Raw genomic sequence first — 13,582 nt, forward strand, 5'->3', positions numbered from 1 at the left:
TTTCACATCGCCGCCCGGCAGGCGGAAGATCGGACCCGAGATGTTCGCGGCGAACACATCCTGGTTGATCTTGGCGCGATAGGTCGAAAGCTGGCCATCATTCGTGATGTAGGCGATCGATTCGGGCGATGCCGAATTGGCGCCGAAGACGTTGAGCGGACGGCAGCCCGCCGCCCGCGCCGCCGCGTCGCGGCAGACCGCCGTAGCGGGATCGGCGCCGACCGCGTCGAGGGCATAATAGAGCCGGTCGCGCAGCGCGGTTTCGGACGACGTGTTTTCGATCGTCTGGCTGCGGTTGTAATAGGCGTCCCAGCTCCAGTCGTTGAAGAGGGTGCCGCGGAAACCCGCAACCGCCCGGTAGAACTCGCGCTTGGCGCGGTTCGAGCGATCGAACACACCGTTCGAACGCTTGGTGAAGCCGATTTCGCTGACGTCATTGTCGGGATCGAGATCGCTGTTCAATGCTGCGGCACGATCGAGGAGCGTCTGCGGAATGAACGGATTGTCGAACGCCAGGCCAGGCAGGATCGTACCGTCGGGCAGCTGCGCATCGGAGTTGTCGAACGCATAGGGCTCGAGGCGCGAGCGCGACTTCACCCGGGCATAGGTACCTTCTGCAAAGAAGGTCAGCGAATCGCTGAAATCGAAATGCGCGAGCCCGTTGACGAGATAGCGTTCGAGCGGAACCGCAATGTAGCGGTCGCCATTGCGATTATAGCCGTCAACGGCGCTGTCGAAACCTTCCTTGAGGTTGCCGGACGGGTCATAGGTGTAGGCGTCGTCGCCGACGAAGAACTGGCCCTGCGGAGCATAGCCGCTGCGGAAAGGAACGTCTTCCGCCGAAATCTTGCGCTTGTTCGAACGCAGTCCCGTATCGCGGTCATATTGGCCGGCAATCGTGATGTTGCCGCGGCCGTCGGCGAAATTCTTGCCAACCGTCAGGCCGAGCATCTGGCGACCATTGTCGCCTTCGTCGGTGATACCCGCCTGGACGCGGCCGCGAATGCCCTCGAAATCATCCTTCAAGATGAAGTTAACCACGCCCGCCATCGCTTCGGAGCCGTAAACGGCCGACGAACCGCCGGTCAGGACCTCGACGCGCTCGAGCAGGTCGGTCGGGATATTGTTGATGTCGACGGCGGAGGTACCGCCGAGGCCCGCCGCGACGCGGCGGCCGTTGACCAGCACCAGCGTGCGGTTGGCGCCGAGGTTGCGCAAGTTGACCGTGGCGACACCATTGCCGCTCGTCGCAAAGTTGGTGTTGGTGCGGCCCAAGCCCGTGCCGATCGACGGCATTTCGTTCAGAATGTCCGCGACGTTCTGCGAACCCTGCTGCACGATCGAAGCTTCGCTCAGTACCTGAACGGGGCTCGACCCTTCGAGTTCGGGGCGCGCGATGCGCGAGCAGGTGACAACGATCGTGTCGGCGCCCGCTTCATCGGCGGCAGCGACGTCGGCGTCCTGCGCATAGGCAGGGATCGAAATAATCGCGGCGCTCAGCACGAAGGGTGCGGCGGTTAATTTCAGAAGGGGGAGATAGGCTTTTTTCACAGTGCAGTTTTCCTCGCTGCTTGGGGCAGAATCAGAAAGGACGGCACTTGGAAGGCTTGCAACCTAGCACCGCCCCCCGGTTGGGGCCGATGAGCCTTTGGGGCGGATGCGTAAAGGAGTTTTGGCCGCCTGGCGGAATTTCCTGCTGTTTTGTGACCTATTTGCAACAGGTTCGTTGCACCCACCGCGAACGGGGCACAGCCGATCGATCGGGCCAAGCGGTTTCCGCTACGGCTTCCGCTATCCTCCCTCGGGTTGCGGCAGCAGCAACGCAAGCAGGATCGCGCGGCATTCGCCGTCGACCGTGCCGTCGATCAGTTCGGGACGAAAACGGCGCTGAAAGGCGACCGTCGCGGCAAAACCGTCGGTCACGTCATAACCGAAGCGTTCGAGCGCGAGCAGGAAGCCCGCGTCGGTCCACAGCGGATCGGTCAGCTTCTTGGTCGGGCGAGGCAAAGCAAGGCGGCGGCGTGCGAGTTCCTCCCACGGGAACAACTCACCCGGATCCTGCTTGCGCGTCGGCGCGATATCCGAATGGCCGATCACGTTGCCGCGCGTGACCGAGTGGCGATCCTTGATCATGTGGACGAGCCGGACGACCGAGGCGACCTGCGGGTCGGGGAACGGGACATAGCCCCATTCGTGCCCCGGGTTGACGATCTCGATACCGACGCTCGCCGAATTGATGTCGCTGACCCCGCGCCAGTGCGATTTCCCGGCGTGCCAGGCGCGCTTGTCCTCGGGCACCATATGGGTGATCTGCCCGTCCTCGCTGACGACATAATGTGCCGACACCTTGGCTTCGGGGTCGGCAAGCCGGTCAAGGGCTTCAGCGCCGCTCTTCATGCCGGTATAATGGAGGACGATCATCGAGATAGGCAGCGCGCGCTCGTCGAAATTGGGAGACCAGCGTTCGATAAAATCGCTCATTCGCTTTATGGGTCCGTCCTGTCCTTGCCAGCCCGTCGATTGCGCCAGCGGAGCGCAAAAAGCAAGGTCAGGCCGCGGCGGCGCGGCGGCCTTGCTGATCGGCGGGCTCGTAAAGCCCGCGCAGGCGTGGACTCGCGACGAACTGGTCGGTCTGGCCGAGCACGGTTTCGCCGGCGCCGAGGACAAGGAAACTCTGCGGCGCCGCCATCGCGCGAAGCCGCGCAAAGGCTTTCTGCCGCATCGGCGCCGAGAAATAGAGGAGAAGGTTGCGGCAGAAAATCAGGTCGGCGGGACTCGCCAGCGGCGGCCGGTCGGTCAGCATGTTCTGCACCGAAAAATCGATCCGGCGGCGAAGGTCCGCCTTGGCCAGCCAGCCACCCTCGGTCTGGTCGAACCAGCGCACCATCCGCTGGACCGGCAGCCCGCGCTGGATCTCGAACTGGCTATAGAGGCCGACCCGCGCGCGGCCGATTGCGTGATAGCTGACATCGGTGCCGACGATATCGATCTGCCAGCCCGCCCATTTTTCGCCCTGCTCGGCGATCAGCATCGCCAGCGAATAGGCCTCCTGCCCCGTCGAAACGCCGCAATGCCAGATCGTCACTCGCCGGCGCTGGGCGTTGATTTCGCGGATCCGTTCCAGCGCCGTCGCCGCGATTTCGTCGAATACGCTATGTTCACGGTAGAAATAGGTCTCGTTGTTGAGCATCGCGTCGACGGTATCGTCGAGCAATTGCCGGCTGTTCGATGTCACGAGTGCCGCGACCAGCGCGTCGAGATCGGCGATGCCATGGCGCTGCATCACGGGCTTCAGCGACATTTCGATGCGCCAGATGCGGTTGGGTGACAGCGTCTGCCCGGTCCGCGATTCGAGTACGCCCATCAGGACGCGGTATGCCGATTCGCTGGCCGTGGCGCCCATCATGACTTGCGGCGCCCGGGAAGGAAGCTGCCGAGCATCAGCGCGATCGCGTCGGGATTCAGGGTCGCGGCGGCGATGCCCGCCTTGGCAACCGCCCCCGGCATGCCCCAGATCACACAGCTTTCTGGGGCCTGCGCGAAGACGGTGCCGCCCGCTTCCTTCAGCCGCGCGGCGCCGATGACGCCGTCACGGCCCATTCCGCTGAGGATGACGGCAACACCGCCCCGGCCATAAACATCGGCGACCGAATCGAGCATCGGATCGGCCGACGGGCAGCAGCCATTGTCGACCACCCGGCGATCGAGCGCGATTTCGTGGCGGCGGCCATCCGTGACGACCAGCAGATGCGCATCGCCGGGCGCGAGATAGATGCAGCCGCGTTCGACCGCCATCCCGGCCGCCGCGACGCGCACCCGGCGCGTCGTCATCGTCGCGATCTGCCTGGCGTAGAATTCCATGAAGGCGTCGGGCAGGTGCTGGGTCAGCAGGATCGGCGCGGTGATCCGCGGGTCGAGATTGGCGAGGAAATTGGAGAAGGCCGGGATGCCGCCGGTCGACGCCGCGACCGCGATGCATTCGATCGGCTGATTGGTGTCGACGACCGTTGCTGCGGGCGGTGGCACGCGGCGTTCCGCTACCGGAACGGGCGCCGGAAACTCCTGCTGGTGGCCGAGCGTCATGATCCGGTCGGTCAGCACTTCGGCGAAACGGCCCGAGAAGCTGCCGCGCCCGGGCTTGGCGAGCGTGTCGCTGGCGCCGAGCGCGAGCGCGTCGATCGCGGCCGGGCCACCCTCGACACAGTTCGACGACAGGATGAGGACGCGGGCCCTTTCCGCGCGTTCCAGTATATGCGGCAGCGCGTCGATACCGTTCATCCCCGGCATTTCGATATCGAGCACAACGACGTCGACCGGCTCACGCGCCAGATAATCGAGCGCGTCATGCGCCGAGGCAACCGACGCGCAAATCTTGAGCCCCGGCCGCTGGTCGACAATGCGCTCGAGAATGCTCCGCACGACCAGGCTGTCGTCGACGAGCATCACCCGCACCGTCCGCGCCGACGGCTCTGGATCGGGTATCAGGGGTTGCGGTCGGGCCACCGAAAAAACCTCAAATGGAAAAATCTCAGGCGATGCCGACGAGCTGCAATTTTCCTTCCAGCGTTTCGCGGTCGAACGGTTTCATCACATATTCGTCGGCGCCGGCCTCGATCGCGGCGCGGATATGGTCGATACTGTTTTCGGTCGTGCAGAACACGACGCGCGGCCGCTCCTCATGACCGTAATCAAGGTCGTTGAACGCTCCGAGGAATTCCATTCCGCTCATCACCGGCATGTTCCAGTCGAGCAGGATGACGTCGGGACGATTGGCGCGGCAAAAGGTCAGCGCCTCCTGCCCGTCTGCTGCCTCTTCGACAGCAAAGGACATGCTTTCAAGGATATGGCGTGCGACCTTGCGAATGACTTTGCTGTCGTCGACGACCAGGCAAGATTTCGACATCAAATTAACTCCGACCCCCGTGGATTGGGCATGTTTACGGTGAAGGGGTATTCAGCCCGTTAATAAACGGCAGGAATCATGCTGCCTTTAAGGTCGGCAAGGTGATGAAATTCGACGGGTCGACGACGAGCAGCGATGCGCCCTGATGCTCGATCGTCGCGGCGGCAACGCGCGCCCAGCCGGGCAGCAGCTTGCCCGTGATACGCGTTTCCGGCGCCTCGATGAAACAGACATCCTCGATTTCGTCGGCGAGCAGCGCATAACCATGTTCGGCGACATCGACGACGATCACGCGTTGCCCCGGCGTCACCGGAACCGCGGGTAGCCCGATGACGACATGCGGGTCGATCAGGGTGAAGACGCGGCTGCGCAGCGCAAAGAGCCCGGCGACATGCGGCGGCGCACCGGGCACTTCGACCGGGGTGCCGACGGTAACGACCGAATTGATCGCGCGGCTGCGCAGTGCGACGCGCGTATCGGCGATGCGCGCGACGAGATAGAGTTTTTCCATCATCCGCGCTCTCCCCCGACCTGCCGGCGAAGCGCATCGAGCAGCGCCTGGCGATCATAGCGATAGACGGTCTCGTCCTCCGGACCGGCGGCGGCGACCGATGTGCGCAGGCGGATGACCGGCACTTCGCCGCCCACCTGGCGACAGGCGTCCCCCTCGGTAAGGCACAATATGACGTCAGGTGTTTCGTCCTCGGCATCGGCGGCCGAAACGACGCGATAACCGGCACCTCGAAGGATCGGCGCCAGGAAATTATGGCCCCAGCCGTCATCGTCGTCGGCAAGGCGGCAGAGCGGCTGGCGCAGCGCCCCCGCGGGCACACCGGCGGCATATTGCTCCATAAGCCAATAAGGGTCGATCAGTTCGACCGGATCCCCGCCGACGAGAACAACCCCCGCGATCAGGCCCGGTGCCAACGACGGCTGCACGCCCTCGGGCAGACGGACGATGTCGATCACTTCGGCGATCGGATAGCAAAGCACCGATTGCCCGTCATAGAGGCGCAGGAGCTTCAGCGTCCCCTCGCCGGCCGGCGGCGTCACCGCATGGACCGGGAAGATGTCGGCGCCGATCTGTGCCTTTACGCGGCCTGCGCTTTCGAACAGCGCCGCGGCCGGGACTTCCTCGACCCGCTCGATCACCGACAGATGGACGCCGCGAACACGGCGGTTCGTATCGCGGAACAACAGGAGTTGTACGGCATTGCGCGCCGCCATGGCTTCGGCCTCGGCTTCCGCCATCCGGTCGTGGCTCCGGCCGGCCTCGCTCGCGTCGATCGCCGCAGCGGCGAGCATGCCCTGTACATCGAGCAACAGGACCGGGCGCCCGTTGTCGGGCAGCGTCGTGCCGGCGTAGAGGCCGGTCGCCATGATCATCGGCGCCGCAGGCTTGATCACCAGTTCTTCGTGATCGTGGATCGCCGCGACGCTGAGCGCGTAGCTTTGCCCCTGCCCCGGCCGGACGATGACGAGCGCGCGGTCGTCGACGTCGTCGCTGTCGTCGGCTTCGCGGCCGAGAACCGCCTCGAGGCGAAGCAGGGGATATTGCTCGCCGCGCACGGTCGCGAGTTCGCCGCCGCCGACGCGGTCGATTCGGACCGTATCGCCGCTTTCGAGCAGGATTTCACGCACGGCACCACGCGGAATGGCAAAATATTGCCCCGCCGCGCGGACCATCAGACCCGAAATGATCGTGAGCGTCATCGGCACGCGAAGCAGGATCGTGAGCCCTCGCCCCTCGTCGTTGCGCAGTTCGACGATGCCGCCGATCTTTTCGACATTCGCCTTGACGATGTCCATGCCGACGCCGCGGCCCGACACCGCGGTCACCTTCGCCGCGGTCGAGAAACCGGGTCGGAAGATCAGGTCGAGCTTTTCCCTGAGTCCGAGCATGCGCGCCTCACTCGCAGTCACCGCGCGCGATGCGATCGCCTTCGCGACCAGCGCGTCGGGCGACAGGCCGCGGCCGTCGTCGCGGATCTCGATTTCGATCTGGTTGCCCGACTGGCGCGCCGACACCGAAATGGTCGCGGTGATGTCCTTGCCCGCCGCGACGCGATCCTCGAGCGCCTCGACGCCATGATCGATCGCGTTGCGGACGATGTGGATCAGCGGGTCGCGGATATTTTCCATCATCTCGCGGTCGAGCTCAACCTCGCCGCCGCTCGTCTGGAACGCGATCTTCTTGCCCATTTCCTGCGCCAGATCGCGAACGATGCGCGGCAACGGGGCGAATAGCTTGTCGATCCGCTGCATACGCATCTGGCTGACCGATTGGCGCATCCCCGCGATCGAGTCCGACAGGCGCTCGAATGAGGCGATCACCGATGGCTCGGCGCCCGATTCCCGCAACATTCGCGCGAATTCGTTGCGCGCGAGCACGATGTCGGTCACCCCGGTCATCACGCTGTCGAGCAAGGGCAACGGCACCCGGATCGAACGCCAGCTTTGCAATTCCCCATTCAAATCATCGTCGCGGCGCAGCGGGACGCCCGCAACTTCGAGCGTTTCTGCAGAAGCATCCCGCACCGCAAGCGCGGCGATGACATCACGGTCGTCGCCCGGCGGTTCGGCGCCGTCCTTGCCCAATACCGTGCATAGATCGCCGAGACGGTCGAGAATCCCGAGCACCCCGGAGAACAGCGCGGCGTTCGGCTGGCGATTGCCACGGCGTACCTGGTCGAGCGCGTCTTCGGCGGCGTGCGAGAGCGCGGTGACACGCGGCAGGGCCAGAAAACCCGAACTGCCCTTTATCGTGTGAACAAGGCGGAAAATCGCGTCGAGCTGCGCGCGGTCGGCGGGGTCGGCCTCCCATGCGACAATCGCCCCGCCGGCTTCGGCAAGGATTTCCGCCGTTTCGGCCAGAAAGTCGTTCAGCAGATCGTCCATCGCCGTCCCGGTGCGCCCCAAAAACTGAGGCTCCACCATGGCGGAGAATGGTTAAGGGAGACTTTACTCGCGGCCGCGGAGTACGGCCCCTACAAGCAACGAGGTCGAGGTTTCGCGCGCCAGCATGACGGTCCCGCCATTCTGGGCGGCGACCGCCTGCACCAGCACAGCGGGCGCGGTGCGTGAGGTCATTTCGCTGGCGCCTTCGCCATCCTTGAGGATCGTTTCGACGTCTCCGTCGAGGAAGATGCGCTCCGCCTCGACATGCAGCGCGATTTCGATGGCCTCGCCCTGTTTTTCACAGCCGACATCAAGCCGGCCGCCGCGCACCAGCGCATCGACGAGAAGGAGCGAAAGGTTGAGGATGATCTTTACCGCGGGTTTGGGCAGCGGATCGGTCCCGATCATCCAGTTGAGGTCGATCGCGCGGTCGCCGATGATCCCCTGGATCGCCGACTTCGCTTCGTCCGCCGGGACAAGCTCGCCGAAGCCGCCCGCCGAACCGAAAGCGAGGCGGAAGAATTTGAGCTTGTTCGCCGATGTCCGCGCGCTTTGCTCGAGTAGCTCGAAACAGCGCTCGCGCATCGCCGGGTCCTTCTCGTCGGCGAGAAGTTCGAGGCCGTTGGCAAAAGCACCCACCGGGCTCAACAGGTCGTGACACAGGCGCGAGGCCAACATCGAGGCGAAATCGACGCGATCGTCGGTCATTTTAGAACAGGCTCCCCGCAAGGCCGGATATTTCCGGCTCGCGCCTGCTCCCTAAGGCAGCATACACTCCGGGAGCAAGCGAAAGCGGCGGCCCCTTGCATCGCTTATGCGGTGCGGTACCATGAGACATGGGGATATTATCGAATGATGGCGGCGCTATGCGCATGTTCTGTGCGCAGTTCGAGCCCGACGGCGACGGTTTCCTTTATCGCGCCGGATTAAAAGCCGAAGCCGTCCGTGTCAGCGCGCAGGAACGACAAGCCTTTGTCGACGCCTTCCGGCGGGATTTGCGCCGAATGATGGTATCGACGATCGGAATTATCGTTGCGATCGCGATCGCAATGATAGCTTGGGAGGCAAACCACGAGGCGATCGACCGAAATTCGCTGACTTATTGGGCAATCATCGCGTCTCTAACCGTTCCGCTCGTGTTAGCGCACCTCTACATCTGGCGCGCCCCGGCTCGCGCCCTCGAACGGCGCCCGAAGGCGGGTCCGCCGCTATCGCGGAAGGACATCGGCGACCGGATACTCGTCGAGCAGAGCTACGGATTCCATGTCGCGACACTGCTGATCTTCTCAACGCTGCTTTTCGCCTCGCTCAGCGTCCCCGATCCGTTCCGCGGCTGGAATCTCGTATGGCTTGGCACATGGGTTGCGCTGATCCTTGTTTCCATTGCGAACCTCTATCGGAAATGGAAGCTTTCCAGACCGGGATGACAATCTGCGAGCAGCATGGCCTCGCCTTGAAAATTGCTCTCTACGCCCCATATGCCCGTCAATGCAGGGGGACGACGACATTCTGACCGTGGCGCTTCAGGAGAGCGCAGTTGGGCTGCGGCTCGACCGGGCGCTTGCCGAGGCCCTGCCCAACCTTTCGCGCGAGCGTTTGAAGAACCTGATCAAGGGCGGCCGCGTGGTCGATGCGAACGGCACAACCCTGTGGGATCCTTCGGCAAAGGCGGGCGCATCTGCGCTGATCGAGGTTCGCCTGCCCGCTGCAACGCCCGCGCATAATGTCGCGCAGGATATGGATCTCGTCATTGCCTTCGAAGACGAACATCTGATCGTCGTCGACAAGCCCGCGGGGATGGTCGTCCATCCGGCCGCGGGCAATCTCGACGGCACGATGGTCAACGCGCTGCTCCATCATTGCGCGGGGCAATTGTCGGGGATCGGCGGCGTTGCGCGGCCTGGCATCGTCCACCGCATCGACAAGGACACAAGCGGGCTGATCGTCGCGGCAAAGCACGACAAGGCGCACGAGGGTCTCGCGAAACAATTCGCCGCGCACAGCATCGATCGCCGCTATCTCGCGCTTGCGACCGGGCGGCCGATCCCGGCGAACGGCACAATCGACGCCGCGCTCGGCCGGTCGACCACGAACCGCAAGAAGATGGCGGTGGTGGCCGAAGGACGCGGCAAACACGCGATCACCCATTACCGGACGGTCGAGCCGCTGAAAAATGCGACTCTGGTCGAATGCCGGCTCGAAACCGGCCGTACGCATCAGGTTCGCGTCCATATGGCGCATATCGGCCATCCGCTCGTCGGCGACCCCGTCTACGGGCGCCAACGCAAACCTTTGTCTGATATACTTCGGGCCCGCAATTTCGTACGTCAGGCGTTGCACGCCGCCCATTTGGGTTTTATTCATCCGGTGACCGGTAACGATATCGCGCTCGACAGCGAACTCCCAGGCGACATGCGGGAACTGATCGATGAATTGCGCGTTTAGGTTTCGAATGAAAATCTATTTTGACCGCCGGATCCAACCGCGGCATATTTCTCCTCTGAAAATAAGGGAAGTCTCTACCCATGGCTAACAAAAGCAATGTTCCGGCAACGGTGCCCGCGCTCGGCGGTGAGGCGAGCCTGAACCGCTATCTGGCCGAAATCCGCAAATTCCCCCTCCTGACCCCCGAGCAGGAATATATGCTCGCGAAGCGTTTCCAGGAGCATGGCGACAATGAAGCTGCGGCGCAGCTCGTCACGTCGCATCTCCGCCTCGTCGCCAAGATCGCGATGGGTTATCGCGGCTATGGCCTGCCGGTCAGCGAGCTGATCAGCGAGGGCAATATCGGCCTGATGCAGGGCGTGAAGAAGTTCGACCCCGAACGCGGCTTCCGCCTCGCCACCTATGCGATGTGGTGGATCCGCGCGTCGATCCAGGAATTCATCCTGCGCTCGTGGAGCCTCGTCAAGATGGGCACCACCGCGGCGCAGAAGAAGCTGTTCTTCAACCTTCGCCGGATGAAGAATAATCTGGCGGCGTTCGAAGACGGCGACCTGTCGCCCGAGCATGTCGCGAAGATCGCGACCGACCTCGGCGTTACCGAAGACGAAGTCGTCAGCATGAACCGCCGTATGGCGATGGGCGGCGACACCTCGCTGAACGTGCCGATGGGCGAAGACGGCGACAGCCAGTGGCAGGACCTGCTGGGCGACGAAGGCCCGTTGCAGGACGAAAGCGTCGCCGAAGCGCAGGAACGCGACGTACGCCACTCGCTGCTGAGCGAAGCGCTTGAAACACTCAACGAGCGCGAGCGCCATATCCTGACCGAGCGCCGCCTGACCGACGATCCGAAGACGCTCGAGGACCTGAGCCAGGTCTATGACGTCAGCCGCGAACGCGTGCGCCAGATCGAGGTGCGCGCCTTCGAAAAGCTGCAGAAGGCGATGCTGAAGCTCGCCGGCGACCGGCGGCTGGTCGGGGCCTGAGCCCCGGCGGCAAGCAAGGGGCGAAAAAACGAAACGGGGCCAAGCTGCGCCGATTGTCCGGCGCAAGGAGTAAGCCGATGCGCCTGATGTTCCTCGCCGCCGCCATCGCCCTCGCCGCTCCCGTCTCCGCCGCCTCGCAAGCGGCGAAAACGGAAGTCACGCTGGCAAATTTCAGCTTCTCGCCCGAAGAATTGCACCTCCACGCCGGGCAAAGCACGACGATCCACTTCGTCAACAAGGGATCGGGCGGCCATGATTTCACCGCCCCCGAATTCTTTTCCGCCGCGACGATGGATGCCGCCAACCGAGCCAAGGTCGAGGGCGCGAAGGGCCGTGTCTCGCTCGGCAAGGATGAAGCGCTCGATGTCACGCTCATTCCCAAGGCGGGGACGTACAAGGCGCACTGCTCGCACTTCATGCACAGCAGCCTCGGCATGACCGGCAAGGTCGTCGTCGACTGACCAACCCGGTCGGCGATTTGACTCGCCGCCGAAGAGCTGCGGACTGACTTCACCCCGGAGCAGTCCTGCCTTTCATCGGTGACGACACGGCCATATCACAAAATTCAGAAACGGCGTGCAAAGCCGAAATAGAGTTCGATGTCGGGACTGTTGCGATTGAGGCCGGCATTGACGCCGACGTCCCACTGGCTGTTGGCATCGGGCTGCCAACCCGCCGAGAGACCTGCGAGGGCTTCGGTGGTGCGACCGCCCGGATCGCGATCGCGCGTCAGCGACACTTCCGCCGCCATCGACACATCGCCTGACAGGTTGAAGCCGACCCCCACGACCGAACCATAGGCCAGGTGACGACCATCGCCGTCGCCGTCGACCGCCGCGTCGACATGCGGCGTGAGCCCGAGCGACAGGGCGCCGAGGTCGAAACTGGCTGGCACGATCAATCCCGCGCCCCAGTCGCCCGCTCCGATGCCCCCGCCGCCCAAGGGCAGCGTCGCGTACGGCATCAGCGCCACCGAGAGGCCCGATCCGTCGGGATTGTTCAGATTCTGCCGCAACGCGAGCGTAACATCGCCGGTCCGGGTCCGGCTGTTCACCTCGCCCGTCGACCGGTCGCGCTCGCGCACATGGCCGAGCATCGTCCAGCCGACTTGTATCTCGAGCGATGGCGTCAGTCCGGTACGCAGCAAGGCGTCGCCGAAAGTCCACGCATCGGTCCGGCTGCCGGGGTTTCGATCGAGCGTCCAGTCGGCGAGCCCGATCTCGAACACCGTCGAACCCGGTTCGACCGTGCAGGCAGGCGTCCCGAGCCCGGGCCGGTCGGGACAAAGATCGCGGCGATCCTCTTGTCCAAGGGCTGGCGTAGCAGATACGGCCATCATGAAAAGAAGGAGGGTTCGGAAGGACATAGGGGGCCTCTCTTTTGCCGGAACACCGGCCTTTCCTGTTCCGGAAAGCAAAAGATGGATCAAGCCTGCTTGCCTCGAAACCGCAAGCGGCTAATTTGCCCGCATGGCAACTTCCTCCCGCGCAAAGAAGCGCAAGCTCCCCTGGTATCTACGACCGTTCAAATGGCTGCTATGGTTCATCGCGATCTCGGTCGCATGGGTGCTCGTGTATGCGGTCGTCCCGCCGCCGGTGACGTTGACGATGCTGCTCGACAGCGGCGGGATCACGAAGGACTGGGAGAGCCTGTCGAACATCGACCGCAACATGGTCCGCGCGGTGATCGCCGCCGAGGACGGGAAATTCTGCTCGCATAACGGGTTCGACCGCGACGCGATCGAACAGGCGATCGAACGCAACGCCAAGGGCAAGCGCATGCGCGGCGGATCGACGGTCAGCCAGCAAACCGCGAAAAATGTCTTCCTCTGGCAGGGCAGCGGCTGGACGCGCTATGTCCGCAAGGTGCCCGAAGTCTGGTTCACCTTCCTGATCGAAAGCATCTGGGGAAAACGGCGGATCATGGAGGTATACCTGAACGTCGCCGAGACCGGTATCGGTACCTATGGCGTCGAAGCGGGGGCGGAGCGGTATTTCAACCATGGCGCGAGCAAGCTGACACCCGCCGAGGCGGCGCGGATCGCGGCGATCCTGCCGCTTCCCAAGAAGCGCGAGGCTGTAAGTCCGTCGGGCTTTACCCGCCGCTATGGCAACACGATCCAGCGGCGTATCGGCCAAGTACGGCGCGACGGGCTGGATGCATGCATCTATAAATAATGTCGGCTTAGGAGTGGGGAGTTGTCCCTATTGTGCATCCCGGCGAAAGCCGGGGTCCATGCGGCAGCACGCCAAGTTCGCGTCAGAATTCTGGGCCCCGGCTTCGCCGAGGTGCACATCCCTATCGGCAGCTCCCGGTCGTTAGCGCCAGGAGGGGCTCGGCCGCGCCCCTCCTG

The 13,582-nt window shown here is 63.8% G+C and carries 14 protein-coding genes; 5 read left to right on the forward strand and 9 right to left on the reverse strand.

Features of this window, described 5'->3' with window-relative positions; genetic code table 11:
• From VGD20_RS09840 to VGD20_RS09875, 8 genes are all read right to left on the reverse strand, one after another.
• On the reverse strand, positions 1-1,551 hold a 1,551-nt coding region (locus VGD20_RS09840), incomplete at its 3' end, for a TonB-dependent receptor (protein WP_331134269.1).
• 240 nt (positions 1,552-1,791) lie between these two features.
• Positions 1,792-2,481: an N-acetylmuramoyl-L-alanine amidase gene (locus VGD20_RS09845; RefSeq protein ID WP_331134270.1), complete on the reverse strand. Its 690-nt coding sequence runs from the start codon at positions 2,479-2,481 to the stop codon at positions 1,792-1,794.
• Positions 2,482-2,548: 67 nt separating this feature from the next.
• The gene (locus VGD20_RS09850) at positions 2,549-3,406 is read right to left on the reverse strand and encodes a CheR family methyltransferase (RefSeq protein ID WP_331134271.1); all 858 of its coding nucleotides are present in this window, start codon (positions 3,404-3,406) and stop codon (positions 2,549-2,551) included.
• Positions 3,403-4,503: a chemotaxis-specific protein-glutamate methyltransferase CheB gene (gene cheB / locus VGD20_RS09855; protein ID WP_331134272.1), complete on the reverse strand. Its 1,101-nt coding sequence runs from the start codon at positions 4,501-4,503 to the stop codon at positions 3,403-3,405. Before cheB ends, VGD20_RS09850 begins: the two co-directional genes overlap by 4 nt.
• A gap of 25 nt (positions 4,504-4,528) precedes the next feature.
• The gene (locus VGD20_RS09860; protein WP_058802094.1) at positions 4,529-4,903 is read right to left on the reverse strand and encodes a response regulator; all 375 of its coding nucleotides are present in this window, start codon (positions 4,901-4,903) and stop codon (positions 4,529-4,531) included.
• A gap of 76 nt (positions 4,904-4,979) precedes the next feature.
• Complete coding sequence (locus VGD20_RS09865; protein ID WP_331134273.1) at positions 4,980-5,417, reverse strand: chemotaxis protein CheW; 438 nt, start codon at positions 5,415-5,417, stop codon at positions 4,980-4,982.
• A complete protein-coding gene (locus VGD20_RS09870) occupies positions 5,414-7,801 on the reverse strand; it encodes a chemotaxis protein CheA (RefSeq protein WP_331134274.1) in 2,388 nt (795 codons plus the stop codon). The genes VGD20_RS09865 and VGD20_RS09870 overlap by 4 nt, the downstream gene beginning before the upstream one ends.
• A gap of 63 nt (positions 7,802-7,864) precedes the next feature.
• Positions 7,865-8,509 (reverse strand): histidine phosphotransferase family protein, encoded by a 645-nt coding sequence (locus tag VGD20_RS09875; protein WP_331134275.1) that lies wholly within the window; start codon positions 8,507-8,509, stop codon positions 7,865-7,867.
• A gap of 164 nt (positions 8,510-8,673) precedes the next feature.
• On the opposite strand from VGD20_RS09875, the gene VGD20_RS09880 reads away from it, so the two are divergent.
• From VGD20_RS09880 to VGD20_RS09895, 4 genes are all read left to right on the forward strand, one after another.
• Entirely contained in the window at positions 8,674-9,228 is a 555-nt protein-coding gene (locus VGD20_RS09880; protein ID WP_331134276.1) for a hypothetical protein, read from the forward strand.
• Positions 9,229-9,289: 61 nt separating this feature from the next.
• Entirely contained in the window at positions 9,290-10,246 is a 957-nt protein-coding gene (locus VGD20_RS09885; RefSeq protein ID WP_331134277.1) for an RluA family pseudouridine synthase, read from the forward strand.
• Positions 10,247-10,326: 80 nt separating this feature from the next.
• Positions 10,327-11,229 (forward strand): RNA polymerase sigma factor RpoH, encoded by a 903-nt coding sequence (gene rpoH, locus VGD20_RS09890; protein ID WP_331134278.1) that lies wholly within the window; start codon positions 10,327-10,329, stop codon positions 11,227-11,229.
• Between the two features lie 77 nt (positions 11,230-11,306).
• Entirely contained in the window at positions 11,307-11,690 is a 384-nt protein-coding gene (locus tag VGD20_RS09895) for a cupredoxin domain-containing protein (RefSeq protein WP_331134279.1), read from the forward strand.
• A 104-nt stretch (positions 11,691-11,794) separates the two neighbouring features.
• Here the strand turns inward: VGD20_RS09895 and VGD20_RS09900 are convergent, their stop codons facing one another.
• Positions 11,795-12,457 (reverse strand): transporter, encoded by a 663-nt coding sequence (locus tag VGD20_RS09900; RefSeq protein ID WP_331134280.1) that lies wholly within the window; start codon positions 12,455-12,457, stop codon positions 11,795-11,797.
• Positions 12,458-12,698: 241 nt separating this feature from the next.
• Between VGD20_RS09900 and mtgA the strand changes: the two genes are divergently transcribed.
• Positions 12,699-13,406 carry a monofunctional biosynthetic peptidoglycan transglycosylase gene (mtgA, locus tag VGD20_RS09905; RefSeq protein WP_331134281.1) on the forward strand — a complete coding sequence of 236 codons (708 nt, stop codon included), beginning with the start codon at positions 12,699-12,701 and terminating at the stop codon, positions 13,404-13,406.
• The last annotated feature ends 176 nt before the right edge of the window (positions 13,407-13,582 follow it).

This window comes from Sphingopyxis sp. (genome assembly GCF_036402335.1).
In the GTDB taxonomy this organism is placed as follows: domain Bacteria; phylum Pseudomonadota; class Alphaproteobacteria; order Sphingomonadales; family Sphingomonadaceae; genus Sphingopyxis.